The organism is Kribbella sp. CCNWLW201, assembly GCF_037203805.1.
In the GTDB taxonomy this organism is placed as follows: domain Bacteria; phylum Actinomycetota; class Actinomycetes; order Propionibacteriales; family Kribbellaceae; genus Kribbella.
Genome location: NZ_JBBCBQ010000002.1, coordinates 744,966 through 770,183, shown reverse-complemented (window position 1 = coordinate 770,183; position 25,218 = coordinate 744,966). Strand labels below are relative to the sequence as shown.

At 68.8% G+C, this 25,218-nt stretch carries 23 protein-coding genes and 1 riboswitch; of the genes, 11 read left to right on the top strand and 12 right to left on the bottom strand.

Annotated elements, in window-relative coordinates; all coding sequences use genetic code 11:
* Window positions 1-29 precede the first annotated feature (29 nt).
* The 4 genes from V9K99_RS13405 to V9K99_RS13390 are packed head-to-tail and all read left to right on the top strand — an operon-like array spanning window position 30 to window position 4,865.
* The gene (locus V9K99_RS13405; RefSeq protein ID WP_337001728.1) at window positions 30-1,190 is read left to right on the top strand and encodes an NAD(P)/FAD-dependent oxidoreductase; all 1,161 of its coding nucleotides are present in this window, start codon (window positions 30-32) and stop codon (window positions 1,188-1,190) included.
* On the top strand, window positions 1,187-2,968 hold the full coding sequence (locus V9K99_RS13400) for a 2Fe-2S iron-sulfur cluster-binding protein (protein WP_337001730.1): 1,782 nt from the start codon (window positions 1,187-1,189) through the stop codon (window positions 2,966-2,968). The genes V9K99_RS13405 and V9K99_RS13400 overlap by 4 nt, the downstream gene beginning before the upstream one ends.
* Window positions 2,965-3,867: a dihydrodipicolinate synthase family protein gene (locus V9K99_RS13395; protein WP_337001732.1), complete on the top strand. Its 903-nt coding sequence runs from the start codon at window positions 2,965-2,967 to the stop codon at window positions 3,865-3,867. Before V9K99_RS13400 ends, V9K99_RS13395 begins: the two co-directional genes overlap by 4 nt.
* Window positions 3,864-4,865 (top strand): proline racemase family protein, encoded by a 1,002-nt coding sequence (locus tag V9K99_RS13390; RefSeq protein ID WP_337001734.1) that lies wholly within the window; start codon window positions 3,864-3,866, stop codon window positions 4,863-4,865. Before V9K99_RS13395 ends, V9K99_RS13390 begins: the two co-directional genes overlap by 4 nt.
* A gap of 4 nt (window positions 4,866-4,869) precedes the next feature.
* Here V9K99_RS13390 and V9K99_RS13385 read toward each other — a convergent pair whose 3' ends face one another.
* The 6 genes from V9K99_RS13385 to V9K99_RS13360 form a co-directional block, all read right to left on the bottom strand.
* Window positions 4,870-5,214, bottom strand: a complete 345-nt coding sequence (locus V9K99_RS13385; RefSeq protein ID WP_337001736.1) for a UBP-type zinc finger domain-containing protein — start codon at window positions 5,212-5,214, stop codon at window positions 4,870-4,872.
* Window positions 5,215-5,326: 112 nt separating this feature from the next.
* Window positions 5,327-6,559, bottom strand: coding sequence for a serine hydrolase domain-containing protein (locus V9K99_RS13380; RefSeq protein WP_337001738.1), 1,233 nt, complete (start codon window positions 6,557-6,559; stop codon window positions 5,327-5,329).
* A gap of 165 nt (window positions 6,560-6,724) precedes the next feature.
* Window positions 6,725-7,564 carry a biotin-dependent carboxyltransferase family protein gene (locus V9K99_RS13375; RefSeq protein WP_337001740.1) on the bottom strand — a complete coding sequence of 280 codons (840 nt, stop codon included), beginning with the start codon at window positions 7,562-7,564 and terminating at the stop codon, window positions 6,725-6,727.
* Window positions 7,561-8,169, bottom strand: coding sequence for a 5-oxoprolinase subunit B family protein (locus V9K99_RS13370; RefSeq protein ID WP_337001742.1), 609 nt, complete (start codon window positions 8,167-8,169; stop codon window positions 7,561-7,563). Before V9K99_RS13370 ends, V9K99_RS13375 begins: the two co-directional genes overlap by 4 nt.
* Entirely contained in the window at window positions 8,169-8,921 is a 753-nt protein-coding gene (locus tag V9K99_RS13365) for a LamB/YcsF family protein (RefSeq protein ID WP_337001744.1), read from the bottom strand. Before V9K99_RS13365 ends, V9K99_RS13370 begins: the two co-directional genes overlap by 1 nt.
* 41 nt (window positions 8,922-8,962) lie before the next feature.
* Window positions 8,963-10,291: an NRAMP family divalent metal transporter gene (locus V9K99_RS13360; protein ID WP_337001746.1), complete on the bottom strand. Its 1,329-nt coding sequence runs from the start codon at window positions 10,289-10,291 to the stop codon at window positions 8,963-8,965.
* A 165-nt stretch (window positions 10,292-10,456) separates the two neighbouring features.
* Here V9K99_RS13360 and V9K99_RS13355 point away from each other — a divergent pair, with 165 nt between their 5' ends.
* From V9K99_RS13355 to V9K99_RS13345, 3 genes are all read left to right on the top strand, one after another.
* On the top strand, window positions 10,457-11,179 hold the full coding sequence (locus tag V9K99_RS13355; protein ID WP_337001749.1) for a GntR family transcriptional regulator: 723 nt from the start codon (window positions 10,457-10,459) through the stop codon (window positions 11,177-11,179).
* 88 nt (window positions 11,180-11,267) lie between these two features.
* Complete coding sequence (locus tag V9K99_RS13350) at window positions 11,268-12,695, top strand: aminopeptidase P family protein (protein ID WP_337001751.1); 1,428 nt, start codon at window positions 11,268-11,270, stop codon at window positions 12,693-12,695.
* Between the two features lie 193 nt (window positions 12,696-12,888).
* On the top strand, window positions 12,889-13,116 hold the full coding sequence (locus V9K99_RS13345; protein WP_337001753.1) for a hypothetical protein: 228 nt from the start codon (window positions 12,889-12,891) through the stop codon (window positions 13,114-13,116).
* 59 nt (window positions 13,117-13,175) lie between these two features.
* Here V9K99_RS13345 and V9K99_RS13340 read toward each other — a convergent pair whose 3' ends face one another.
* Window positions 13,176-14,651 (bottom strand): alpha/beta hydrolase, encoded by a 1,476-nt coding sequence (locus tag V9K99_RS13340; protein ID WP_337001755.1) that lies wholly within the window; start codon window positions 14,649-14,651, stop codon window positions 13,176-13,178.
* 126 nt (window positions 14,652-14,777) lie between these two features.
* Between V9K99_RS13340 and V9K99_RS13335 the strand changes: the two genes are divergently transcribed.
* Together V9K99_RS13335 and V9K99_RS13330 are read left to right on the top strand one after the other, a co-directional pair.
* A complete protein-coding gene (locus tag V9K99_RS13335) occupies window positions 14,778-15,131 on the top strand; it encodes a DUF3817 domain-containing protein (RefSeq protein WP_337001757.1) in 354 nt (117 codons plus the stop codon).
* A riboswitch (glycine riboswitch) is annotated at window positions 15,129-15,221 on the top strand. It overlaps the preceding gene by 3 nt.
* Window positions 15,222-15,300: 79 nt before the next feature.
* A complete protein-coding gene (locus V9K99_RS13330) occupies window positions 15,301-16,674 on the top strand; it encodes an L-serine ammonia-lyase (RefSeq protein WP_337001759.1) in 1,374 nt (457 codons plus the stop codon).
* Here V9K99_RS13330 and V9K99_RS13325 read toward each other — a convergent pair.
* Window positions 16,661-17,338 carry an alpha/beta fold hydrolase gene (locus tag V9K99_RS13325; protein ID WP_337001761.1) on the bottom strand — a complete coding sequence of 226 codons (678 nt, stop codon included), beginning with the start codon at window positions 17,336-17,338 and terminating at the stop codon, window positions 16,661-16,663. The two genes, V9K99_RS13330 and V9K99_RS13325, sit on opposite strands and share 14 nt — an antisense overlap.
* 178 nt (window positions 17,339-17,516) lie before the next feature.
* Here V9K99_RS13325 and V9K99_RS13320 point away from each other — a divergent pair, with 178 nt between their 5' ends.
* On the top strand, window positions 17,517-18,149 hold the full coding sequence (locus V9K99_RS13320) for a hypothetical protein (RefSeq protein ID WP_337001763.1): 633 nt from the start codon (window positions 17,517-17,519) through the stop codon (window positions 18,147-18,149).
* A gap of 428 nt (window positions 18,150-18,577) precedes the next feature.
* Here V9K99_RS13320 and V9K99_RS13315 read toward each other — a convergent pair whose 3' ends face one another.
* The 4 genes from V9K99_RS13315 to V9K99_RS13300 all read right to left on the bottom strand — a co-directional run bounded on the left by V9K99_RS13315 (window position 18,578) and on the right by V9K99_RS13300 (window position 23,728).
* On the bottom strand, window positions 18,578-19,399 hold the full coding sequence (locus V9K99_RS13315; protein ID WP_337001765.1) for an alpha/beta fold hydrolase: 822 nt from the start codon (window positions 19,397-19,399) through the stop codon (window positions 18,578-18,580).
* Between the two features lie 61 nt (window positions 19,400-19,460).
* The gene (locus V9K99_RS13310) at window positions 19,461-20,384 is read right to left on the bottom strand and encodes a hypothetical protein (protein ID WP_337001767.1); all 924 of its coding nucleotides are present in this window, start codon (window positions 20,382-20,384) and stop codon (window positions 19,461-19,463) included.
* Between the two features lie 73 nt (window positions 20,385-20,457).
* Window positions 20,458-22,755, bottom strand: a complete 2,298-nt coding sequence (locus V9K99_RS13305; RefSeq protein WP_337001769.1) for a hypothetical protein — start codon at window positions 22,753-22,755, stop codon at window positions 20,458-20,460.
* A gap of 163 nt (window positions 22,756-22,918) precedes the next feature.
* A complete protein-coding gene (locus V9K99_RS13300; RefSeq protein WP_337001771.1) occupies window positions 22,919-23,728 on the bottom strand; it encodes a PaaX family transcriptional regulator in 810 nt (269 codons plus the stop codon).
* Window positions 23,729-23,891: 163 nt separating this feature from the next.
* Here V9K99_RS13300 and V9K99_RS13295 point away from each other — a divergent pair, with 163 nt between their 5' ends.
* Window positions 23,892-25,217, top strand: coding sequence for an MFS transporter (locus V9K99_RS13295; protein WP_337001774.1), 1,326 nt, complete (start codon window positions 23,892-23,894; stop codon window positions 25,215-25,217).
* Window position 25,218 lies beyond the last annotated feature (1 nt).

Here is a 25,218-nt window from a genome sequence, read left to right as displayed (position 1 = left end):
ATTTTAGTGAACGGCGAGGAGACACTGCGATGCCTGGAGCTGCGACGGCCGACGTGGTTGTCGTGGGTGCCGGAATCGTCGGCGCAGCCTGCGCGGAGGCGCTGACCGCGGCCGGCGTGAGGGTCGTCGTGGTCGATCGGGACGCGGTGGCCTCCGGGACGACGGCCTCCGGCGAAGGCAACGTGCTCGTCTCCGACAAGGAGCCTGGGCCCGAGCTGGACCTGGCGATCGCGTCGCGTGCCGAGTGGGGCGCCGTACTCGCTCGACTGCCGGAGCGTGTCGCCGATGTCGAGTGGGAGTCCAAGGGTGGGGTCGTGGTGGCGACGACCGATCCCGGGCCGCTGAAGGCGTTCGCGGCCAAGCAGCAGGCGGCCGGTGTCGATGCGCGCGTGATCACGCCGGCGGAGGCGTTCGAGCTCGAACCGCTGCTCACGCGCAACGTGACGATCGGGGTGCACTATCCCGATGACGCGCAGCTCCAGCCGGTGCTCGCGGCAACTGCTCTGCTGACCGCCGTACGGGATCGTGGGAGTTCTGTGCGGACGGGAGTGACGGTCGAGTCGGTGCGTACCGCCCGGGGTCGTGTCGTCGGTGTGGAGACGTCAGCCGGTGAGATCGCTTGTGGTGCGGTGCTGAACGCGTGCGGGCCGTGGGCCGGGGCGTTCGGGGCGGCCGCGGGTGCGCCGATCCAGGTGCTGCCGCGGCGCGGGATGATCCTCGTGACGGCGCCGCTGCCGGAATGCGTGCGACACAAGGTGTACGACGCGGACTACGTCGGCGCGGTCGGGAGTGGGGATGCAGACCTGCAGACGTCGACGGTGGTGGAGTCGACGCGGGCCGGGACCGTGCTGATCGGATCGAGCCGCGAGCGGATCGGGTTCGACGACTCGGTCCGGGTGAAGGTGCTGCGGGAGCTTGCGCGGAAGGCGATCGGGTTGTTCCCGTTCCTGGGTGATGTGTCGGTGATGCGCACGTACGGCGGATTCCGGCCGTACGCCCCCGATCACCTGCCGGTCATCGGGCCCGACCCACGCGTCGAAGGACTCTGGCACGCAACGGGCCACGAAGGGGCCGGCATCGGCCTGGCTCCCTCCACCGGCCGCCTCATCACCGAGCTCTTCCTGGGCCTCACGCCCCACGTCACCCCAGACCCCTTCCGCGTCGACCGCCCGGCGGTGCTCACCCCATGAACGCCTACCTGAAACAAGACGTCGGTACGACGGACGCCGTACAGATCACCGTGGACGGCCAACCGGTGAACGCCCTGGCCGGACAGACGGTCGCCGCCGTGATGCTGACCAACGGCCAAGACTCCTGGCGCACAACCCGAGCAACCGGCCGCCCCCGAGGAGTCTTCTGCGGCATAGGCGCCTGCTTCGACTGCCTGGTCGTCGTCAACGGCATCCCCGACATCCGAGCCTGCCAACGAACAGTCGCCGCAGGCGACGAAATCACTACCCAGCAAGGCGCCGTGCTGCCCGAGCCGATCGAGGTGCATGAGGCACAGAAGTCTGCTCCTCGGGTGGTTGATGTTGCGGTGGTGGGGGCTGGGCCTGCTGGGATTGAGGCGGCGTTGGTTGCGGGGGATGCGGGGGCTGAGGTTTTGTTGATTGATTGCGGGCGGGCTGTGGGTGGGCAGTTCAATCGGCAGGTGGCGGAGGAGCTTGGGGTGCGGCGGCCGGAGCGGTTGCAGCACGGGTGGAAGGCCTTTGCGGCCAAGCGGGATCGGCTGGCGGCACATCCGCGGGTGACGCATCTTGCGGAGGCGTCTGTTTGGGCGTTTGAGCAGGGGCAGAGGTTGTGGGTGCAGCGTGGGCCTGCTGATGGGGTTGGGCGGGAGGTCTTCGCTGTTGAGGCGAAGGCTGTGGTGCTCGCGACTGGCGCCTATGACCGCGTGCTTCCCTTCCCTGGTTGGGATTTGCCTGGGGTTTACAGCGCCGGGGCGGCGCAGGCGTTGGCCAAGGGGCAACGGATTTCCGTCGGGAAGCGGGTGATCGTCGCCGGGACCGGGCCGTTCCTGCTGCCGGTGGCGGAGTCGTTGGTTGGCGTCGGCGCGAAGGTCGTCGGCCTGCTCGAGGCGAACTCGTTGAAGACCGTCCGCAAAGGCTGGGCAACTGACCCATTGGTTGCCTCGGGCAAGGTCCGTGAGGGACTCGGGTACGGCGCTCTGCTCGCGCGGCACCGGATTCCGCTCAAGCACGGATGGACCGTGATCGCGGCGCACGGTGAGGACCATGTCGAGGCCGTCACCGTCGCACGGCTCGACGACAACTGGCACCCGATCAAAGGATCCGAGCGCCGCATCGAAGTGGATGCCGTCTGCCTGGGGTTCGGTTTCACGGCACAGTTGGAGCTCGCGGTGTCGGCTCGTTGCGAGCTGACCACCGGACCGGACGGCGGGCCGGCGGTCGTGGTCGACTCGGACCAGCAGACCACGACACCGGGTGTGTTCGCAGCTGGTGAGCTCACCGGCATCGGTGGAGCGGATCTTGCTGCGGCTGAAGGACGAGTGGCTGGTGCTGCGGCTGCTCGACAGGCCGCAGCTCAAGCGGACCGGAAGAAGGTAGTGAAGGGCCGGCGGTTTGCGGCCGCGTTGGCGAAGGCGTATCCGGTGCGGGACGGGTGGCGCAGCTGGAGTGGGCCGGAGACTGTGGTGTGCCGGTGTGAGGAAGTGACGCGGGGCGACATCGAAGGGGCTGTCGTCGAGCGGGGTGTGGCCGACGGGCGGGCGCTGAAACTCACCAGCCGCGCCGGCCTCGGGCTGTGCCAGGGCCGGGTCTGCTCCCGCACCGTCGCCGAGCTCGCCGGGCAATACACCGAGCCGGCCGGACAATACGCCGGGTCGGCCGGGCAGAGCGACGTACGCCGGCCATCCGGACAGAACGACGTACCTAGACCATCAATGAAACGACCGATCGCCGTGCCTGTCAGGTTGCGGGATCTGGCCGAGGCTCAGGAGGAGCTGTGAGCGAGAAGTTGGACGGCGTGATCGTCGCCACCGCACTGCCGTACGCCGAGGACGCGTCGGCGCCGGCCGGGTTGCGCCCCGATCTGGACAAGTACGCCGAGCACTGCCGCTGGCTGGTCGACAACGGCTGCCGCGGTGTCGGGCCGAACGGTTCGCTGGGGGAGTACTCGTCGCTGACCGACGACGAGCGTCGGGCCGTCGCCCGGACCGCGATCGAGGCCGTGGGCAACGATGGCGTCGTGGTCGTCGGCGTCCACGCGGCCGGGGCGCACCAGGCGCGCGCGTGGGCCGAGAAGGCTGCCGAGGACGGTGCCGACGGCGTGCTGTGCCTGCCGCCGACCATGTACCGGGCGAACCGCGGCGAGGTGCTCCACCACTTCAGCGAGGTCGCGAAGGCCGGGCTGCCGGTGATGGTCTACAACAACCCGATCGACACCAAGGTCGACCTGACCCCGGACCTGCTCGCCGAGATCGCGCAGATCGAGAACGTCGTCGCGGTGAAGGAGTTCTCCGGTGACGTCCGCCGGGTGCTGGAGATCCGCGAGCTGGCGCCGGACCTGGCCGTCGTCGCCGGTGCCGACGACGTGACGCTGGAGGCGCTGCTGATGGGCGCGACCGGCTGGTTCGCCGGGTTCCCGAACGTGTTCCCGAAGGAATCGGTCCGGTTGTACGACCTCGCAGTACAGGGCAAGCTGGAAGAGGCGCGGGCGCTGTACGAGCCGCTCGTCGCCGCGTTCCGGTGGGACTCGCGGACCGAGTTCGTCCAGGCGATCAAGTACGGCATGGACTACGTCGGCCGGTACGGCGGCCCGTGCCGCCCGCCGCGTGGACCGCTGGTGCCGGAACACGTCGCCCAGTTGGAGCAGGACATGAAGAAGGCAGTGGAGAGCTTGCGATGAGGTCCGTCCGGACGATCACGGCGATCGACTCGCACACCGAGGGGATGCCGACCCGCGTCGTCACCGGCGGCGTCGGCGTCATCCCCGGTACGACGATGGCCGAGCGGCGCGAGTACTTCGTCAAGCACCTGGACGACCTGCGGCTGTTCCTGATGAACGAGCCGCGTGGTCACTCCGCGATGAGCGGCGCGATCCTGCAGCCGCCGACCCGGTCCGACGCCGACTGGGGTGTGCTGTACGTCGAGGTGTCCGGCTGCCTGCCGATGTGCGGTCACGGCACCATCGGCGTCGCCACAGTGCTGGTCGAGTCGGGCATGGTCGAGGTGACCGAGCCGATCACCAAGGTCCGGCTGGACACCCCGGCCGGCCTGGTCGTGGTGGACGTTGCCGTGAACAACGGTCGCGCCGAACACGTGACGTTGCAGAACGTTCCGGCGTACAGTCACGCCCTCGATGCGAAGGTGGACGTGCCGGGCCTCGGCACGGTGACCTACGACCTGGCGTACGGCGGCAACTTCTATGCGATCCTGCCGCTCGAGCAGCTCGGTCTCCCGTTCGACCGGGCCGAGAAGGACCGGATCCTCAAGGCGGGCCTGGACATCATGGCCGCGATCAACGCCACCGACCGACCGGTGCATCCGCTGGACCCGGGGATCCACAGCTGCAAGCACGTCCAGTTCACCGCACCAGGTCAGAACGGCAGCCACTCCCGCAACGCGATGGCGATCCACCCCGGCTGGTTCGACCGCTCCCCGTGCGGCACCGGAACGTGCGCCCGGATGGCCCAACTACACGCCCGCGGCGAGCTCGCGCTGAACACCGACTTCGTCAACGAGTCCTTCATCGGTACGACGTTCACCGGCCGACTGCTCTCCGAAACCACAGTCGGCGACCGCCCCGGCGTCGTACCAACAGTCCGCGGCCGCGCCTGGATCACCGGCATGGCCCAATACCTCCTAGACCCCGACGACCCCTTCCCAGCCGGCTTCACCCTCTGACGCGTCAGCGGTGGAGTTTGGATTTCCAGTCGGGGGGCACGTTGCCGCCGGGGACGGGTTGGTCCTCGGGGCGGGAGTTGGGTGGGGCGAGGGTGGGGCCGTCGTAGTACTGGGACTCGCCGTAGTGCCAGAACCAGTCCTCGCCGGGCTCGAAGCTCTGCACGATCGGGTGGTCGTCGTCCCGGGCGTGCGCCGAGGCGTGCTGGGCCGGCGACGAGTCGCAGCAACCGATGTGCCCACACTGCGCGCACCGGCGCAGGTGGAACCACCACCCGCCAATCTCCAGACAATCCGCACACCCTGTCCCACTCGGCGGAACCGTACTGTCAATCCCCGGTATGTCCGTCATGCCCGCCATCCTCGCCTGCCCGCCGACGCCGGACAAGCAGCCGCACAGTGACTGCTGCCGGAACCGCCCGAGGGGATCTCACTCTCGGGCGGTCCGGGCGGAGGGCTTGGGGTCAGTCCTCGATGGCCTGGTAGAGGGTGGTCCAGAAGTCGTGCATGAGTTGGATCGAGTTCGGGACGGTCGCGCCGACCTGGGTGAGCAGGATTCCGGTGACCTGGTTGACCGGGTCGGCGTAGGTCGACGTACCGCTGCCGCCGTCCCAGCCGAACTGGCCGATGGGCGCGTAGTCACCGCGGTAGGTGCGCACCGCCATCCCGAAGCCCCAGCCGCCGTGCTGCCCTTGGCCGAAGGAGATGTGGACGTTGTCGACGGCCATGGCGTGCCGGACGGCCTCCTGCTCGGGCGTGAGGCGGTTGGTGGTCATCAGTTCGACGGCGGCGCGGGACAGGATCCGTTCGTTCCCGTGCATCCCGCCGTTCAGCAGCATCCGGAAGTAGGCGTGGTAGTCGTCGGCGGTGGAGACCAGCCCGCCACCGCCGCCCTCGAACGCCGGAGGCTGGCTCCACCGTCCACCCTCGGCCTCGTCCCACACGATGAACTCTCCGGTCGCCGGGTTGGGGGCGTAGAGGGTCGGCATCCGGTCGATCTTGTCGGCGGGCACGTGGAAGGCGGTGTCCTTCATCCCGAGCGGGTCGAAGATGCGTTCCCGCAGGAACGTCTCGTACGACTGGCCGGTGACCCTGGCGACGAGCACACCGATCAGGTCGTTGCTGATCTGGTACTGCCACCGCTCGCCCGGCTGGTACATCAGCGGAAGCGTGCCGAGGCGGCGCATCCACTCGTCCGGCCCGGGCATCGGCTCCGGCAGATTGGGCGTGAGCCCCTGCTCGAAGATCGCGTTCATGATCGGCGTGCCCAGCGACGTCATGTCCATCCCGAGCCCGAACGTGGAGCTCAGCAGGTCCCGGACGGTGATCGGCCGGCGCGCCGGCACGGTGTCGTCCAGCGCGCTGTCGATCCGCTTCAGCACCTGCCGGTCGGCGAGTTCGGGCAGCCACGCATCCACCGTGTCGTCCAGCCGCAGCCTGCACTCGTCGAGCAGGACCATCGCCGCCGCGATCGCGACCGGCTTGGACGTCGAGGCCATCCGGAAGATCGTGTCCCGGCTCATCGGCGCGCCACCGTCATGGCGCATCGTCCCGATCGCCTCGACGTGCGTCTCCTCGCCCCGGCTGACCAAGGCGACGAGCCCGGGGACCTTCCCGGACTCGACATGCCGCGCCAGCACGTCCTGCAGCCTGCGCATCCCCGCTGCCGAGAAGCCGCTCTTATCAGTTCGCATCATCTATCTCCCTGTATGCACTGTTCGAGGCCCCTACCGTCGCCAACCGCTCTGACACCAACCTGGCGCCGCCCTGACACGACCGATGACACCCGACGAGGAAGTAGCCAGCGGGCGACAGTACGCGAGCAACGGGTCGTGGCGAGCACGCGTCGTGGGGCGCCTCGGTCAGCTGCTGGTGAAGCGGAGGGGTTGGCCGGGGCGGAGTTGGGCGCAGGTGGGGAGGGTGGGGGTGGTGACGTAAGCGATGACTGGGTAGCCGCCGGTGACGGGGTGGTCGGCCAGGAAGATGACGGGGAGGCCGGAGGGTGGGATCTGGATGGCGCCCAGGGCCATGCCTTCGCTGGCGAGTTCGCCTTCGCGGGCGCGCTCGAGCGGCTCGCCTTCCAGCCGGACTCCGACCCGGTTGCTGTTGCTGCTGACGACGTACGACTGGCTGGTGAACGACTCCCACCCGGCATCCGTGAACCAGTCCCGCCGCGGTCCAGGAGTCACGCGTACGACGACCTCACCGCCAGGCGGATCGGCGACGGGAGCGAGGTCGACACCGGGCATCGGCCCGTACTCGCACCCGACCGGCACAGTCTGACCCGAGCTCAACGGGTCCGGACCGAGTCCGGACAGGAGATCGGTCGAGCGCGATCCGAGTACGGCGGGGACAGCGAGACCGCCGCGGACGGCGACGTACGTCCGGAGCCCGGTCCGTGGCGGTCCGAATCGCAGTACCTGACCGGCCTTCAAGAAAGCCGGTGCGTTGAGCGGGACACCGGCGCAGGGCGCGCCGGTGATGGCGATGACCAGGTCGGTGTCGGCGTGCAGGACGAGGCCGCCGAAGGTCACCTCGATCGCCGCGGCACCAGGACGGTTGCCGACCAGACGGTTGGCCAGCGCGTACGACGTACGGTCGCACGCGCCGGACCCGGGGATGCCGAGGGACGCCTGACCGATCCGGCCGCCGTCCTGGATTGTTGCCAAAGGCCCAGATTCGAGGATGGTGAGGCTGTTCATCCACGACCCGCGTCGACGAACCGGACCCGGCGGCCCGGGTGGAAGTGCGCGGCCGGTTCACGCCGGTGATCGAAGATCCGCACCTCGGTCCGGCCGATCAACTGCCAGCCGCCCGGTGACTCGTGCGGGTAGACACCGCTGAACTCACCAGCCAGTGCCACCGACCCGACCGGAACCTTCGTCCGTGGCGAGTTGCGGCGGGGCACGTCCCAGTCGCCCTGACCGGTCAGGTAGCCGAAACCCGGTGCGAAGCCGCAGAAGGCCACGGTCCACTCCTCACGGGTATGCCGTTCGATCACGTCAGCCGGGCTGCAGCCCAGATGAGCGGCCACGTCCTCGAGATCCGCGCCGTCGTAGACCACCGGGATCTCGATCAGGTCGCCGGCCTCCCGCCGGCTGTCGACCGGCCGGATCGCGCGCAGCGCGCGGACCAGGCGGTCGAGCTCCGGGCGGTCGACCTTCACCAGCACGGTCCGGGCAGCGGGCACGACGTCGACGACATCGGCCGGCGGATCAGCGGTGATCGCGGCGTAGTAGCCGATCACCTCGTCGAGGTCGTCCAGTTCGATCAGGACTGCCCGGTCGCCGGACGGCAGGATGCGCATCAGCGGCTGAACGGGGTCAGCACGACGCCCGCCTCCTCCAGTGCCGCCCGCACCCGGCGGGCGATCTCGACCGCCCCCGGGGTGTCGCCGTGCACGCAGATCGAGTGCGGGTCGAGGGTGAGGTCGCCACCTTGATGGTCCTGGATCGGCGCACCGGTCGCCATCGCCGCACACCGGGCCGCGATCTGGTCAGCGTCGTGCAGGACGGAGCCCTGCTCGCTCCTGGAAACCAGCGTGCCGGCCGGGGTGTAGGCACGGTCCGCGAAGGCTTCGTGGATCACCGCCAGCCCGGCCTCGGCCGCGAGCCGGAGCCAGGCCGAACCGGGCAGGCCCAGCACCGGCAGCGAGCGGTCGTACTCGACGATGGCGCCGACCACGGCCGCGGCCTGCTCCTCGTGATGCCCGATCGTGTTGTAGAGCGCGCCGTGCGGTTTCACGTAGCGGACCCGGTCGCCCGCGATCCGGGCGAACGCGTCCAGTGCGCCGATCTGGTAGACGATCTCGTCACGGAGCGCGGCCGGCTCGATGTCGACGAACCGGCGGCCGAAACCGGCCTTGTCGTCGTACCCGACATGCGCGCCGATCGCGACTCGGCGCTCGACGGCCCAGCTGGTGACCCGGCGCATGATCGAGGGCTCGCCGGCGTGGAATCCGCAGGCGATGTTCGCGCTCGTGACGACCTCGAGCAACGCTTCGTCGTCACCCATCGGGTAAGCGCCGAAACCCTCGCCCAGATCCGCGTTGAGGTCCATGAACACTCCTACAACTTAATGTGCCTCGTGAGCGGTGGTGATCACGAGACACCGAACAATGAGAACACGGGCTTGATCGAACGGACGGCCAGATAGACGGTGAGCAACCAGGCCGCGCCGCCGAGGATGAGCAGCGGCCGGGGATAGCGGTAGCCGCGCAGCAGGTCGGCCCGCTGCCATGCCACCCAGAGCAGTACCCCGATTCCGAGCGGTAGCAGCAATCCGTTGAAAGCTCCCGCGAACACGAGCAGCTTCGCGGGCGCCGTACCGACGGACAGATAGATCACCGTGCTGACCGCGATGAACAGCACCACGAGAGCGGTCCTGGTGCCGTCCGAGGTCGTCGTCCGCGAGGTGACGAAGGTGACGGTCGTGTACGCCGCCCCGATCACACACGCGATCGCGGCCGCCCACAACAGCACCCCGAACGCCCGCAGTCCGACCTCGCCCGCCGCGTGCTGGAACGCCGACGCGGTCGGGTTCGCCTTGTCGAGGGTCGCGCCGCCCGCGACGACGCCGAGGATCGCGAGGAACAGTACGGCGCGCAGCAGTCCGGTGATCAGGATGCCGGCGACCGAGGCCCGGCTGATCTGCCGGACGTACTGCGGCCCGCTCACCCCCGAATCGAGCAGCCGGTGCGCACCGGCGTACATGACGTACCCGCCGATCGTGCCGCCGATCAGCGTGGTGATGACGAGGAAGTCGGCCTGCTCCGGCAGTACGACGTTCCGCAGCGCCCGGCCGACCGGTGGACCGGAGGTGACCGCGAACCAGCCGACAAGCACGATCATCACCGTGCCGAGCACGACCACGGCACGGTTGAGCGCCAGCCCGGCCCGCTTGGCCAAGAAGATGCCGATGGCAACCACGGCGGAGAGTGCGCCGCCGAGTCGGGGATCGAGACCGACCATCGCGTTCGTGCCCAGCCCAGTGCCGGACACGTTGCCGACCGTGAACACCAGCCCGCCGGCGAACAGCAACGCAGCCATCGCCGTACCGAGCCTCGGCGCGACCAGGTTGCCCAACTCCTGTGCCCGGCGCCCGGAGACGCCGATCACCCGCCACACGTTCAGTTGCACCGCGAGATCGACCAGCACCGAGGCGACCACGGCGAACGCGAACGCCGCCCCGAGGGACACCGTGAACAGCGTGGTCTGGGTGATGAACCCAGGCCCGATCGCGGAGGTCGCCATCAGGAACACGGCGCCGATCAGCGTCGACCGGGTCCCGGCCTTCATCGCGCTGTCCGGCGTCTTCCGCCCGGCCGCGGGGGTGAGGCGGCGGGCATAAGGATTGGTACGGCGGGCGACCGGCCTGCTCGTGGGTCGCCGGGCCGGTGGCTTGTTCGGCTTCGGGGTGCGGAGGGACATGGCGGTGACTCCTGGCTGCTGTCGGGATGGGCTCCATGGCGGTGAGTGATGACATGGCTGTGAGTGACGACTGATGACACGAGAGTAGAGATTGTTCAACAATCCTGCAAGAGTCTTGTTCCACTAAACTTCCCCTGAACGCCTCGGGTGGGCGATGATGCGGTGATGAGCACGGGTGAGGACGACGAGGGCCGGCAGGCGTGGTTGCGCACTGTCGCCGCCGATGTCGCGCGGCTGGACCGGAGTAGTTCCGCCGAGCGGGCGGCCGACATCCTGCGCCGGAGCATCACCGAGGGTGCGCTGCCGCCGGGTGCCCAGCTCTCGGAGATCGAGCTGACCGAGGTGCTGGAGGTCAGCCGGAACACGCTGCGTGAAGCCTTCCGGCTGCTCACCCACGAGGGGCTGCTGGTCTACAAGCTGCATCGCGGAGTGTTCGTGCCCGAGTTGGACGAACGCGACGTGGTCGACCTGTACCGGCTCCGCCGGGTGCTCGAGGTGGACGTCGTACGCGGTCTGGCCGAGCGTGATCCGGAGTTGCCGGCCGGCCGGCTCGAGCCGCTGCAGGACGATGTCGAGGCGGCCGAGGCGGCCGCGCTCGCGGATCGCTGGGCGGCTGTGGGTACGGCGAACATGCGCTTCCACCAGCACCTGATCGGTCTGGCCGACAGTGCGCGGATGGACGCGATGACCGGCCGGCTGCTGGCGGAGCTGCGGCTGCTCTTCCATGTGATCGCGACGCCACAGGAGCTGCACGAGCCGTACATCGCACGCAACCGCGGCCTCTTCGAGCTGCTCGAGGCACGGAAGTACGAGCAGGCCGCGGCGGACCTGCATCAGTACCTGCTCGACTCCGAGCAGGGCCTGCTCGACGCGTTCCGCGCAAGGTGATCCACGACTTTCGATAAGGGCTTGCGCGGCCCTGCTCTCACCTGAGTTGATGGCTTGTAACCGTCAGCAGTAAAGGGGAGCGCAGCACATGACCGACGACCGCACCGAAGAGACGCCGAAGTCCTACCGCCCGATCGATGCCAAAGGGTTTCGGGAATTCATCTCGCAAGGCTGGGGAGCGGTGGACCGGTCGGTGACAGTGCCCGAGGGCCTGGCGGAGGCGGCGGCCGAGCACCGGCGGAAGCTGTCCGCGGCGCTGCCCGGGCGGCGGATCGCGGTCGCGGCCGGCCGGGCGCCGGTCCGGTCGAACGACACCGACTACCAATTCCGCGCCGACAGCGACTTCGTCTGGCTCACTGGATGCCAGGCGGAGGGCGCCGTACTGGTGCTGTCGGCGGACGAGGACGCGACGCTCTACCTGCGCGAGACAGCCGGGCCGGACGAGGCCGACTTCTTCGCCAACGCACGCGACGGCGAGCTGTGGGTCGGCCCGGTGCCAGGGCTGAAGGACTGGTCGGAGGCGTTGCAGATCGCCTGCCGCCCGATCGAGGAACTACCGGCCGCGGTGCGCGGCGCCGTACCGTTCATGCTCTCGACCCCGGGCGTCGAGCCGATGCTGGACGCACTGGTCCGGACCTCGCCGACGGACGGGAACTCGCTGCGGCAGACGCTGGCCGAGCTGCGCCGGATCAAGGACGACTGGGAGCTGGACCAGCTGCGTGAGGCCGTCGCGGCCAGTGTGCTCGCGTTCGGTGACGTCGCGCGTGAGCTGCCGGAGGCCATTCGCGGCGGCGGGGAGCGGTGGCTGCAGGGCACCTTCGACCGGCGCGCGCGGACTGCGGGCAACGGCGTCGGGTACGCCTCGATCGTTGCTGCTGGCAAGCACGCGCCGGTGCTGCATTGGGTCCGCAACGACGGGCCGGTGAACGAGGGCGACGTCATCCTGCTCGACGCGGGTGTCGAGACCCGGACCCTCTACACCGCCGACGTCACCCGGACCTTCCCCGCCACGGGCGAGTTCACCGACGCCCAGCGGCAGGTGTACGACCTGGTCCACAAGGCACAGCTGGCGTCACTCGACGCGGTCAAGGTCGGAGCGCCGTACCGGGCCTTCCAGTACGCCGCCCTGCGCACGCTGGCTGAGGGCCTGCGGGACTGGGGACTGCTCGACGTCTCGCTCGACGAGCTGCTCGGGCCGGACGGGCAGCAGCACCGCCGGTACATCGTCTGCGGCACCGGGCACTACATCGGCCTGGACGTGCACGACTGCGACGCGTCCCGGCCGGAGGCATACTTCGCCGGTGAGATCGAGGCCGGCATGGCGCTGGCGGTCGAGCCGGGGCTGTACTTCCACCCGAACGACGAGACCGTTCCGCCGGAGCTGCGCGGGATCGGAATCCGGATCGAGGACAACGTGGTGGTGCACTCCGACCGGCTCGAGATCCTCACCGAGGACCTGCCGATCACCGCCGCCGGCCTGGAGCAGTGGACGCAATCCCACCTCAGCGCACGGTAGCCGGGAAACTACCCAAAATTCTTAGTCACAAGTTGTAACACCGACGCCGTCGGCTCCGATGTAGCGAGCGGGGGAGGGTCGAACTCGGCTCGGCGTGTGGTGGTGGGGGGCCGCGACCACACGCCGGGGCCGAGCCGGCCCCGACTGGGGCCCGGGGGGACCCCAGGATCCTGGGGACACGGGGGTAGTGAGCATGAACCTGCGAGTGCGAGTGGTGCATTGCGGCGACCGGCACTGGTACGCCGACATCGACGACGCCGACGATCCGCAGCCCGACGATCCGTTCTGGTACGTCGACAACTGCCGATCCCAGCTGCAGGCGCTCGAGACCGCCTGCGCCGAACTGCGACTGCTGTCGGGCCGGATGGTCCGCGGCGACCAACTCAACCGGGTACTCGAGGTGACCGGCGTACCGGTCTGAGTACGCGGACTGAGGCTCCAGGGCAGGCGCCCGGTTGAGAGGCGCCTGCCCTGCGGTTCTCACACTGGCGGTACGGCGGGACAGGCCGTTCCGCGCTTCGGCACGTCGAGTGAGACCAGGTAGGCGTCGACGCCGTTCTCCATGCACGGCCCGCCGTCGTAGCTGCCGTGTCCCCAGCCTTCGTACGTCAGCAGGACGCCGTGTCTGCCGAGCTGGCGTTCCACACTCCGCGCCCAGTTGTAGCCGGTGGCCGGGTCGTGGATCGCGTTGATCAGCAGGATCGGCTGATCGAGATCGCGGACCTTCAGCCGGTGCTGCGGGTTGTTCGCCGGCGGCATGCCCAGGCACATCGAGATGGCGATCAGCTGACCGGGGTAGCGCATGTCCGGGGTGTTCCGGGCCAGCCGGGCGAGCATGCCTGCGTACTCCTTGTAGTTGCGGACCGGAAGGTTCCAGTCCTGGCAGAACACCGAAAGCGTGTTCGAGGCCAGGCCGGTCGGGACCGGCGGCTGCCCGGTCGGCGGGGCGCTGGTGTCGAGCTTCTTCAAGGTGTCCGCCAGTGCCGGCCACTGCGGCCCGTAGAGCGTGCGGAAGACGGAGAAGCTCAGCCAGTACGGCGTGATCGGCACGTTCGGCTGCCGCGGATCGGGCACCTCACCGCGGTCCGCCCGGGCGAGGAGGTCCGCCCACAGCGCGTGGATGTCGCGACCGTGCAGTGAACAGCTCGTTGCCTCGTCGCACCATTTCACGAACTCGTCGAACGAGTCCTGGGCCGCGGACGCCTGGGCGTCGATGAACGACCGGGTCGACGCGGCACTGTGGTCGGCCACGCTCTCCAGGACCATCGCACGGACCCGGTCCGGATAGGTCTCGGCGTACTGGCCGCCGAGCACTGTCCCGTACGAGCTGCCGTGGAACGAGATCGTCGACTCCCCGAGCGCGGCCCGGATCGCGTCCACGTCCCGCACGGTCTGCCAGGTGTCGAGGTGGTCGAACACCGGTCCGGTGTTCTTGCGGCAGTCCGTGGCCAGTTCGCGGTTGTAGGCGATCGTCGCGTCGAAGTCGGCCTGGCTCTTCAGGACCGGCGACGGCTGCTTGGCCAGCAGTGCGGCCGAGCACTTCACCGGGTTGCTCCGGGCGATGCCGCGCGGGTCGAAGCTGACGACGTCGAACCGGTCCTGCAGTGTCTGGCTGAACCGGCTCATCCCGGTCTTGACCCGGTCGACGCCGGAGTCGCCGGGACCACCCGGTCCCCACATCAGCACGCCGACGCGGTCGCTCGGGTTCTTCGCCGTACGACGGGCGATCGCGAGGCCGAAGGTGGGTCCGTCCGGGTCCCGCCAGTCGACCGGTACCTGGAGGGTCGCGCACTGCGAACCCTTGACGACGTTCGGGTCGTCCTTGCCCTCCGGCTTGCAATCGAACCACTGCACCTTTGCCGCGGTCTCGGTCGCCGACACCGGCAGCGTCACGAGTCCGGCGGCGGCCACGCCCACCGCCACCCCGCCGGCGAGGACGCGTTGTCTGAACTTCATCTCAGGGGATCTCCTGTCTGCGGAAACTCCCTCGATCCTTCGGCAACCGCTTGCTCGACCACATCGGGGACGAGCCCCCGGCCGACCCCGGGTGGCGCTTGGGGGACTTGTTAGGGTCGGTCGCTGATGACTACCAAGTACGCGGTGTGGTTCCGGTGGGTGGCGATCGCCGAGGCGGTCTCCTGGACCGGATTGCTGATCGGCATGTTGTTCAAGTACGTGCTGTCCGACAACGAGATCGGGGTCAAGATCTTCGGCCCGATCCACGGCGGCATCTTCATCGCCTACGTGCTCACCGTGCTGGTGGTCCGCGGGCCGTTGCGCTGGTCCTGGCCGGTGACGCTGGCCGCGCTGGCCGCCAGTGTTCCGCCGCTGTTCACCTGGTTCTTCGAGATCTGGGCGCAGCGCACCGGCCGGATTGACGTCGACGGCCGGGCCGCCGTACCGTCACCGACGTCAGTCAACTCAACAGCCGCATGAACCCGTGCGGGAGAGTCCCGGGCACGACCCGGGCGCCGTAGGAGCAACTCTCCCCAAGAATCTCTCAGGCACCTTCACCGCGCGGGCGAGGCATCTCTGGAGGACATCCGTCTGACAGAGCGGGGAGGACACCAATCGGTCAACGGTGACCGGAAGGAACCTCCACACGATGGCGATCAGCGTCTTCGACCTGTTCAGTATCGGGATCGGCCCCTCGAGCTCCCACACGGTGGGACCGATGCGCGCCGCCCGCACCTTCGCACTCGGCCTCGCCGCCGACGGCCTGCTCGGCCGGACGGCAACGGTCGAGGCGCAACTCTTCGGCTCGCTCGGCGCGACCGGTCACGGCCACGGCAGTAACAAGGCGGTCCTGCTCGGGCTCGAGGGGGAGGACCCGGAGACCGTCGTGACGCATTCCGTCGACGCGCGGGTCGAGACGATCCGCGAGCGCGGCCGGCTGCTGCTGGCCGGTACGCACGAGATCGCCTTCGACGAGAACACCGACCTGGTGATGCACCGGCGCAAGGCCTTGCCGTACCACCCGAACGGGATGACGTTCGCGGCCCGTACGGCGGATGGCGACGTACTGCGGGAACGGACGTACTACTCGGTCGGCGGCGGGTTCGTGGTCGACGAGAACGCGGCGGCCGGCGACCGGATCGTGCCGGACACGACACCGTTGAAGTACCCGTTCACGACGGGTGCCGAGCTCCTCGACCGGTGTCGCGAGTCGCAGCTGTCGATCAGCGAGGTGATGCTCGCGAACGAGCTGGCCTGGCGGACCGAGGACGAGATCCGCGACGGGCTGCTGCGGATCTGGCAGGTCATGCAGGACTGTGTGCAGGAGGGCTGCGAGACCGAGGGGATCCTGCCCGGCGGGCTCAAGGTGCCGCGGCGGGCGCATGCGTTGCACCGTCGGCTGAGCGGTGACCCGTGGTCGGTCGACCCGCTGAAGGTGATGGACTGGGTCAACCTGTTCGCCCTGGCGGTGAACGAGCAGAACGCGTCCGGCGGCCGGATCGTCACCGCGCCGACGAACGGAGCCGCGGGCATCATTCCCGCTGTGCTGCACTACTACCGGCGGTTCGTGCCGGGGGCGACCGAGGACGGCGTGGTCCGGTTCCTGCTGACGGCCGGAGCGATCGGCGTTCTGTACAAGGAGAACGCGTCGATCTCCGGTGCCGAGGTCGGCTGTCAGGGCGAGGTCGGTTCGGCCTGCTCGATGGCCGCGGCCGGCCTGTGCGAGGTCCTCGGCGGTACGCCGCTCCAGGTCGAGAACGCGGCCGAGATCGCGATGGAGCACAACCTCGGCCTGACCTGCGACCCGGTCGGCGGGCTGGTCCAGATCCCGTGTATCGAACGCAACGCGATGGCGTCGGTGAAGGCGATCAACGCGGCCCGGATGGCGATGCACGGCGACGGCGTCCACGTCGTCACCCTCGACAAGGTGATCAAGACGATGCGGGAGACCGGCGCCGACATGAAGATCAAGTACAAGGAGACCTCCCGCGGCGGCCTCGCCGTCAACGTCATCGAATGCTGAGGACGCTTTCTGGATCCTCGACGTGGGCGTTGTGGCCAAGACCCGCGAGCGTGGCGACCTGATCGTGCAGGGAGTGTAGTTCTTCGTCGGTGTTCATCGGGTCGTGTTCGCCGCGGGCGAGGACGACCTCGGCCTTGCTGTCCGCGATGAGCTTCGCCATGTCGGGTGCGCCGACGCCGAAGGTGCCGGGGTCCATGGCCAGTCGCCAGCGACCGTCCGTCTCGGTCAGGCCGTGGCCGACCACCGGATCGCCCGGGCCGACGAGACCTTGCAGGCCGGAGACCTTGAGGAACCGCGCGGCCGCGTCCTCCCGGGCGTCGAACCACGCGATCGGCTTCTGCGCCAACGCGCCGGCCCGGCCCAGGTCGTCGTCGGACCAGGTGACCTTCACGCCGAGCGCGACCACGCGGTCGACCTCGATGCCGTAGCGGCCGCTGGCCAGCTCGAGCGCGATCACGCCGCCGAGTGAATGGCCGACGATCACGACCTCACGTCGTACCGGAAGCGTCTCGGCGACGGCAGCCGCCATGGAGGCGAAGGTGTACGACGTGAGTGCGGAGGCTGAGCCGTGTCCAGGGAGATCGGGGGCGAACCGCGGTTGCGGCCAGGCGTCCCAGACCCGGCCGTTGGCACCGAGTCCGTGCAGCAGCACCAGTGAAGACATGAGAGCAGGCTGACACAGGAATGGGCCTGCCGCCCGGTCGATTGGCGCGCCCTCAGCTAACTCACCGCAATTCTACGAATGCGTACTGGAACGAAGTTCGCGAATAGTTGCGATCTAGTGTGGAATTTCTTCCAAGGTCTGTTTCAAGCGCTGGGATTGCCGATACTCTGCGGGACTTGTGAAACCGTTCTCCGCCGCGGCGGCAGACCGCCGCCCGCCCTGGCAGAACCGTCAGCGGCTGCGTCAGGCCGCCCTCGTGGCCGGTGCGCTGCTGCTTCTGTACGCCGTCCTGGTCCTGATCGCGCTGCTCGGCGGTCCCCGGATCGGCGCCTCGTTCCTGCCGCTGCCCGGCGGCGGCCCGGACCCGGCCAGCCCGGTCGCCGGCCTCGAGCCCAGCCAGACCCCGACCGGCGGCCCGACCGTCCCGCGCAGCAGCGAGACCCCGGTCCCGCCGGTGCCGCCGACCCCGGGCCAGACCACAACGTTGCCCCCAGCAACAACAGTCGCGCCGGTGACCGGTCAGCCCACCGACGGCCGCCAGTCCACCCCGTGCCCGACCACCGCACCGGTCCCCGAGCTGGTCGACCACGAAGAGCCGACCCTCCCACCCGCCACCAAGGTCCCACCCAAACCCACCACCACGGCCCCGGACCCGGACCCCACCACCCAGCCGACCAAACCCCCATCCACCACGAACCCGCCCCCCACCACCCCCACCAACCCACCACCCACCCCGAACGACCCCGAAGACCCCGACCCCCCAACCCTCGGCGGCATCCTCAACACCATCCTCGACAAGATCGGCCTCTAGCGCGGCGTCAAGCAGCGTTGGGCTGGCTTGTCTGCATTTCGACAGGAGATGTCCGGTCATCGAGCCCGGTTCCCAGTCGGTTCAGGCGGGGAGCAACCGGCACCGGGAGTACACCTCCTGTCGAACTGCACTGAAGCTGAGATACCGCTCCGGAGCAGGGACTGCCATGCGCTGTCCCGGTCCTGGTGCCGCCGTAGGGATAGTGGCGATGTGGTGAGGTTAGCCAACCAGAGTGTGGGTTTCCCCACCGGATTCTGCGTGGCCAACCCACCGTGCGGTGGGCCGACCCACCGCAGGGAGTTGGCTGGCGCGACGGCGTGGTGACGGCGACGCGGCACTGGGTGCGGTAGGACCGGCGCGACTTCCGGGCGGTTCGTCCGCTCACGCCGCATCCGGCATTCCGCCTGTTGCCTGACGATCTCTGAGCGTCAGGCGACGGTGTTGAGGATCGTGCTGGATACCAGGGTTGGGGCGTCGTTCATGGGGACGTGGCCGCAGTTGAGGAGGGGGATCATGCGGGCTTGGGGGAGTTGGAGGTGGGCGCGGGCGGCCTGGGTCGGGATGAGGACTCGGTCGTGGGTGCCCCAGGCAACGGTGACGGGGATGTCCGGGACGTCGCCCTCGAAGCCGGCGGTGCGGCCGTAGCGGGCGACGCGGTCGAAGGCGGGGGCGTTGGCCAGGGCACGGGTCTCGGCGACCACGGCGTCGGGGTCGCGAAGTGCGGGGCGGTGGTAGATCGCGCCGGTCATCACGCGTCGTCCGGCCGCCGTGCGGGACAACCGTCGTACGGTCGATTCCGGCGTACGACGGGCGACGCGGCGCAGGTTGGTCAGCAGGTTGAGGGCCCAGATGCGTTCGCGGGGTGTCCAGAAGCCGGCCGGTGAGAGCGCGGTGACCGAGCGAACCAGGCCGAGTTGGCCGAGCCGGAGCGCGACCAGGCCGCCCATCGAGTTGCCGGCGACGTGCGGCCGGTCGAGGGCGAGCGCCGTACAGAACGCCTCGATCACCCGAGCGAACGAGTCGACCTCATCGGGGATCCCGGCCGGTACGTCGGGGGACTCACCGAAGCCGGGGAGGTCGAGCGCGATCACGTCGCGGTGTTCGGCGAGCAGGTCCAGCACCGGATCGAAGGCCTGGCGATGGTGGCCGATGCCGTGCAGGAGCAGCAACGGCTCGCCCGCGCCCTTGCGGTGGTAGGCGACCTCCACCCCCGGTACGTCGGCCACGGTCAGTGTCGCGATCTCGCTCATCACCTCATGGTGACCAAAGCCCGGCGTTCTGTCATCGTGACATGGTCGATGTCACATAACCTCAGTAAGCTTCGACCTCGCTGGTGCTGGCGTTGCCGGCGATGGTCGGCTGGAGGTCGATCTGCCAGCTCTCGTTCCGGCCGAACGACTGGTCGAACTTCTGGAACGAGCAGTCGGCGCTGAACTGCCGCCGCTTCACGTTCCAGTCGCTGCCGCTCTTGAAGTAGAGCGAGTAGGCGCCACCGATCCGGGTGATAGTGGCGGTCTTGCGCGCCTGGATGTACACCATCACGTGCGGCTTGCCCGGCGGCTGACTGGTGGTCACGATCGAGATCGCGACGTCCTTCGCCGTACCGTTCGAGACCCGGAGCAGGCCGATGCCTTCGGCGCCGCGGCGGACCAGGATGTCGCCGTTCGCCGGGCGCACCTCCTCGGGCTCCGGTCCGGGGTCGGGCAGCGTGCTGCCGAAGTTGAGCTTGAGCTTGCGCAACGCAACGATCGCACTGTGCAGATCGGCGAGCAGCTGGCGCTGGACCTTCTGCGACGTGTAGGCGACCCCGCCGCAGCGCGCGTTCAGCTCGACGCTGTCGGACTTCGATCCGGACATCGACGTCGCGGCGGTCCGCAACCGGGCTTGCAGCACCTTGTGTACGGCGGTCAGTCGACTCGTCACCGGAGTCTCGGACAGCTGCGACGACGCCGAGTTCAACGACGACGCGAGACCGTCCATCGTCTCGACCAGAGCCTCTGCGGTCCGCACCCGCGTCAGCGCGCGCAGATCACTCGCGAGGCTCTGCTCGATCTTCGTCAGTTCCGCCTGGTACGCCGCTGAGCCGAGCGGCCCGGGTGGTGTCACCGACTCCATCGGAGCAGGTGCCGACACCGGCGTCGTACCGGCCGGCGTCGTACTGGCGGCGGGAACGGTCGATCCACCACATCCGGACAGCAGAACCATTCCCGCGCAGAGCACAGCAAAGCGCTTCATGTACTTCCCCCCAGGTCGCCCCACAACCCCTGTGCGCAAAGGGTATGCGGGCACAGGGGTTGTGGGCGAGGGGTCAGTCGAAGTTGTGATCCGCGCAACCGATCAGGCGAACGGTGAGCGGTCCGTCGGTCGTTACGTTCAGGTCCGCGTCACAGGTCACCTTGGCCTGCTGCGGGTCGATCGTCACGGTGCGGATGTTCGTCGCGGTGATGTCGAGCCGGTTCGCGACCGGTGCGCTGACCGGTGCCGGCTTGGTCCGGTGCTCGGTCGTGTACGCGTTGACCGGAACCGTCGAGCCGCTCTCTACGCCGGCGCCGGTGACGACCGGAGCGGCCGGCGCGTCCTTCAGTCCGAAGCCGTGCGACTGTACGTCGATGGTGCCGAGCTGACCCGACCGGCTTTGGATGTCACTCATCCAGTAGGCGTGGTCGCCGACGAGCCCGGACTCCGGGTCGTCCATCGCCGGGTTGCGCACGTACGTCACGTGGAACAGGTCCTTCACGCCACGCATGTCGCCGAGCCAGTCGGTCAGCACACCCCAGGTCGCGTTGGCGCACATCACCACGTGGTCGGACGATGCGCCGAGCCAGCTGTCGAACTTGAAGTCGTACTGGCCATTGGCGAGGTACACGTTGGCGCGTTCACGCGGGATGTTGTACGGGATGTAGTTGTCCGGTAGACCGGCCCACTCGAGCACCGGCTGGTTGCGGCGCGACGGCAGCAACGGTGTCAGCACCGAGCCGGCCTCGTGCTGGGTCGCGGTGTCGACCGGCAGGGTGTCGGCGATGCCGTTGATCCCCGGGAAGGACGGTGCCATGTTCAGGCCGTCGCAGATGAAGGCTTTGCTGAACACGTCGGGGAACTGCAGCGACAGCTTGTTCGCGGTGTACGCACCACTCGAGAAGCCGCTCATCACGGTCCGGCCGGGGTCCAGCCCGAACGCCCGCCGCGCATCCGCGAGCGCTTCGAACATCGACGTACCGGAACGGCCGTAGGCCCAGTTGTCGTTGCCACGGCCGTCGACGGCGATCACCACGGTCGGCGCGGACGGACGGTTCGCGACCTGGTGGAACAGGTCCCGGCCGACGGCGGGCAGGAGTTCGAGCATGCCGGGGTCGTTCACCTGGTCGTTGGCGCTCTGGGCGTAGCCCGGGGCCCAGACCATGCTCGCGTAACCTCCTGCCGGCTTGGGCAGGTCGGGAACGTAGGCCAGGTAGCGCTGCAGCCGGCCGGGCAGGTCTGACACGCAGTCGTCGCGGCAGATCCAGCCGAACTGCACGCTGGCCTCGCCCGAGCTGTCGACCGTTGCGCCGTTCTGCTGGGTGAAGGAGCCGAGCGGCGGCTTCCCAGGATCACCCGGCAGCCGACGGCCCTGACGGATCTCGCTGTTCGTCGCGTACAGCCGGTTCATGTACCCGGAGGTCGGGATCGCGCTGTCGTCGGTCACCCGCTGCTGCAGTTTGCTGAAGTCGACGTTGGCGAAGAACTTGCTGATGTTGCCGCTCGCGAGCGTCGTCTTCTGGTTGTCGTTGCGCCACGGCGAGTTGAACGGCTCCTGCCGGAAGGCGACATCGAAGTACGCCGACTTCTGCAGCAGACCGGACGTCAGGGCGCCGCCCGGGTGGGTGGCGTCGGCAACGGCCTGCGGCAGCAGGAACTTGTTCGCCGCGCGGTCCCAGAGTCCGGCGGCCGCGGCGACCCGGACGGTGCGGGTGCCGGGGTTGTACGCGGTGTGCGGGACGCGGACCTCGACCTGACGGCGCTCGAGATCGACCGACACGGTGACGGGTGACTTCTGGCCGGTGGTCGCGTCGATGATGTCACCGGTCCGCCCGTGCACGGTGACGAACTTCTCCGCCGGCATCGAGGTGTTCGCGCCGTACGGTGCCTGACGCGGGAGCAGCGAGTTGCCGAGGGCAATCGTCGTACCGATCAGCTCGGGATCGGTCATCGTGTTGAAGGTGATCCGGAACGCGGTCGCGTCGGTGAGCGGCTTGACCCGGACCTCGACCAGGTCGGCGGCGTTCCCGCGGTACGCCGGGTCGGTCGGGTAGGTGTAGGCGAAGGTCAGCGAGTGTTCGGGCCAGTTGGTGGGTACCAGTTGCGCACCCTGGTCGTCGTACACGCAGCCCTGGTTGAGGAACTCGCCGGCGCGGTAGGCGCTGGTGTGGCAGATCATCGTGGGCTTCGCCCGCCAGACACCCGTGTTCTCCAGCTGCGGAGCGGTCGGCGGCGGACCGTTCAGTACGGCGGGCCCAGGCGCAACCGGGGCGGCCGCGGCTGTGGTCTGGTCGGCAGCGGAAGGGTACGCCCACCAGGCGAGTAACCCACCGGCCGCGAGGACGGCAAAGGTCGAACGGATCGGTCTCATCGGCTGTGCCTCCAGAGCACACAAGAAGCTGTGGGACGGGGTGGACCGGGGCCGGCGATCCGCTTGAGTGCTCCGGATTGAAGTACATATACACGCCGTTCGTCAAGAATCTGACACATGACAACGTTGTGCGGCGGTCTGGAGGGGTGTTTTGGCTGACCGGTCAGGCGACTCGGTCGGTGGCCGAGAGGTCCAGGAAGAAGCGGGTGGCTGGGTCCTCGAGGGCCTCGTGCGCCTGGAGGAAGAGCTCGTGGGCCTCGCGGCCGTGCCAGCCGGCCGGGAGCAGCTCCTCGGGCAGATCGGGGTCGCGGAAGGGGAACATCCGGTAGTCGTGGACGAGTTCCATCCGCTCGACGAGCGCCTGGCGGGGTGACACGGTGCCGCCGCGGTACGCCTTCATCCGCGGCCGGTAGGTGCGCAGCAGCTCGGCGTAGTCCGCGTCCAGGGAGTCCAGATCCCAGCAGCGCGCGGCCATCTCGCGATCACGCGACAATCCCGACGACGAGCACCGCAGCAGGTCGAGCCGTACGGCGGGTTGGTCGGCGAAATGCTCCTGGACCTCGGTGAGCCGGTCGTGTGGACTCACCCAGGTCGACGACGCCAGCGGCCCGAATCCGAGCCAGGCAAGCTCCTTCCGCAGCTCCTCGCGCAGTCCGCGGTCGCTCTCCGGCACCGAGTAGATGACCATCGACCACTGCCGATCCCAGGCGTCACGGGACCTTTCGAAGATCCGCGTCCGGCCTTCGTCCAGGAGGCGCCAGCTCTTGTCGTTCAGCGCGTACACGGTCTCGCGCCCGTCGCGCCGGGTGTCGAACCAGCCCTCGCGCCGCAGTCGCGCCATCACCACCCGCACCGTGCTCTCGCCGACGTCGAAGCACTCGAGCAGCGCGGTCAGCGTGCGCAGCCGCACCTCGCCGCCGTGGTAGCGGATGTAGTCGCCGAAGAGGTCGAAGACGATCGACCGTGGCTTCATGGCGTCTCCTCGGAGCCGGTCGGGGTGGTGGTTCGCTGCGCTCATCCTCTCATGATGCCAGTTAATGTGTGTCAAAGTCTTGACGGTCGTCGTCGATTGGTCATACTTTCCCAAAGGAATAGCACCTCATCCCCCGTCAGCCCGGTACGAATCGAGGGCCGTAATGACCAGTCCCCCCGCCACCACCGCCCGGTCCCGCGCCGGTCTCTGGGTGGTCGCCATCTGCTTCGTCACGATCGTCTTCGACGGTTACGACCTGATCGTGTACGGCGCCGTCGTACCGTCCCTGCTGAAGAATCCCGACTGGCACCTGACCGCCGCCCAGGCCGGTGCGATCGGAAGCTACGCCCTGACCGGCATGGTGATCGGGACCCTCCTGGTGGGTGCCCTGACCGATATCGTCGGGCGGCGCCGGATCATGTTCGCCAGCATCATCTGGTTCTCCCTCGCGATGGGGGCGACCGCCCTGGCGCCCAACCCCGAGGTGTTCGGGTTCCTGCGGTTCGTCACCGGTCTCGGCCTCGGCGGCGTGGTCCCGACCGCGATCGCGCTGACCGTTGAGTACGCGCCGCCGCACCGCCGGAACTTCAACAACGCTTTGATGTTCTCCGGCTTCTCTCTCGGTGGCGTGCTGGCCGCGGTGCTCGCGATCAACCTCGTGCCCACACAGGGCTTCCGGATCATGTTCTGGATCGGCATGGCCCCGCTCGTCCTGGTGCTGCCGCTGGCCTGGAAGTACCTGCCCGAGTCGGTCAGCTTCCTGCAGGCTCGTGGTCGCCACGACGAAGCGGCAGCTCTTGCGGCCAAGTACGGCGTTCAGCCCGAACCGGTGGCGGCCGAGACCAGCAGCAAGTGGAGTGCGCTCGCCGTACTGTTCGGACGCAAGCACCTCGCCGCGACCATCCTGTTCGGAGCGGCCAGCTTCTTCGGTCTGCTGCTCGTCTACGGCCTGAACACCTGGCTCCCGCAGATCATGCGGCAGGCCGGTTACCCGCTCGGCTCGTCGCTGCGGTTCCTGCTGGTGATGAACGTCGGTGCGATCGTCGGTGCTCTGGTGGCGTCGACGCTCGCCGACCGCCTCGGCTCGAAGGTCGTCACCACGGTCGCGTTCGCCCTCGCCGCCTGCTCGATTTACGCCCTCAGCGTCAACCCGGCCTCGTTCGCGCTCTACCTGCTGATCGCGATCGCCGGCCTGGGAACGGTCGGCACGCAGATCCTCGTCAACGGGTACGTCGCCACCCACTACCCGGCCGGCAGCCGCGCGACCGCGCTCGGCTGGTCCCTCGGGGTCGGCCGGCTCGGTGCGATCGTCGGCCCGCTGTTCGGTGGCTGGGTGCTCGACTCCGGGCTTAGCCTCGACTGGAACTTCTACGGTTTCGCGGTACCCGCTGTGCTCGGTGCGCTGGTGATCGCCGCCGTACCGCGGACCGGCCGGGAGCGGCGGCCCGAGCCCGCGCTCGGTACGACTCCCCAGACGACCCAGGCCTAGG

Coding starts and splice junctions, on each gene's coding strand:
- V9K99_RS13345 (WP_337001753.1), top strand. CDS start 12,889: ATGAACCTGCGAGTGCGAGTGGTGCATTGCGGCGACCGGCACTGGTAC.
- V9K99_RS13310 (WP_337001767.1), bottom strand. CDS start 20,384: ATGAAGCGCTTTGCTGTGCTCTGCGCGGGAATGGTTCTGCTGTCCGGA.
- V9K99_RS13305 (WP_337001769.1), bottom strand. CDS start 22,755: ATGAGACCGATCCGTTCGACCTTTGCCGTCCTCGCGGCCGGTGGGTTA.
- V9K99_RS13315 (WP_337001765.1), bottom strand. CDS start 19,399: ATGAGCGAGATCGCGACACTGACCGTGGCCGACGTACCGGGGGTGGAG.
- V9K99_RS13405 (WP_337001728.1), top strand. CDS start 30: ATGCCTGGAGCTGCGACGGCCGACGTGGTTGTCGTGGGTGCCGGAATC.
- V9K99_RS13355 (WP_337001749.1), top strand. CDS start 10,457: ATGAGCACGGGTGAGGACGACGAGGGCCGGCAGGCGTGGTTGCGCACT.
- V9K99_RS13295 (WP_337001774.1), top strand. CDS start 23,892: ATGACCAGTCCCCCCGCCACCACCGCCCGGTCCCGCGCCGGTCTCTGG.
- V9K99_RS13350 (WP_337001751.1), top strand. CDS start 11,268: ATGACCGACGACCGCACCGAAGAGACGCCGAAGTCCTACCGCCCGATC.
- V9K99_RS13375 (WP_337001740.1), bottom strand. CDS start 7,564: ATGAACAGCCTCACCATCCTCGAATCTGGGCCTTTGGCAACAATCCAG.
- V9K99_RS13360 (WP_337001746.1), bottom strand. CDS start 10,291: ATGTCCCTCCGCACCCCGAAGCCGAACAAGCCACCGGCCCGGCGACCC.
- V9K99_RS13330 (WP_337001759.1), top strand. CDS start 15,301: ATGGCGATCAGCGTCTTCGACCTGTTCAGTATCGGGATCGGCCCCTCG.
- V9K99_RS13400 (WP_337001730.1), top strand. CDS start 1,187: ATGAACGCCTACCTGAAACAAGACGTCGGTACGACGGACGCCGTACAG.
- V9K99_RS13325 (WP_337001761.1), bottom strand. CDS start 17,338: ATGTCTTCACTGGTGCTGCTGCACGGACTCGGTGCCAACGGCCGGGTC.
- V9K99_RS13390 (WP_337001734.1), top strand. CDS start 3,864: ATGAGGTCCGTCCGGACGATCACGGCGATCGACTCGCACACCGAGGGG.
- V9K99_RS13380 (WP_337001738.1), bottom strand. CDS start 6,559: ATGATGCGAACTGATAAGAGCGGCTTCTCGGCAGCGGGGATGCGCAGG.
- V9K99_RS13340 (WP_337001755.1), bottom strand. CDS start 14,651: ATGAAGTTCAGACAACGCGTCCTCGCCGGCGGGGTGGCGGTGGGCGTG.
- V9K99_RS13370 (WP_337001742.1), bottom strand. CDS start 8,169: ATGCGCATCCTGCCGTCCGGCGACCGGGCAGTCCTGATCGAACTGGAC.
- V9K99_RS13385 (WP_337001736.1), bottom strand. CDS start 5,214: ATGACGGACATACCGGGGATTGACAGTACGGTTCCGCCGAGTGGGACA.
- V9K99_RS13365 (WP_337001744.1), bottom strand. CDS start 8,921: ATGGACCTCAACGCGGATCTGGGCGAGGGTTTCGGCGCTTACCCGATG.
- V9K99_RS13335 (WP_337001757.1), top strand. CDS start 14,778: ATGACTACCAAGTACGCGGTGTGGTTCCGGTGGGTGGCGATCGCCGAG.
- V9K99_RS13300 (WP_337001771.1), bottom strand. CDS start 23,728: ATGAAGCCACGGTCGATCGTCTTCGACCTCTTCGGCGACTACATCCGC.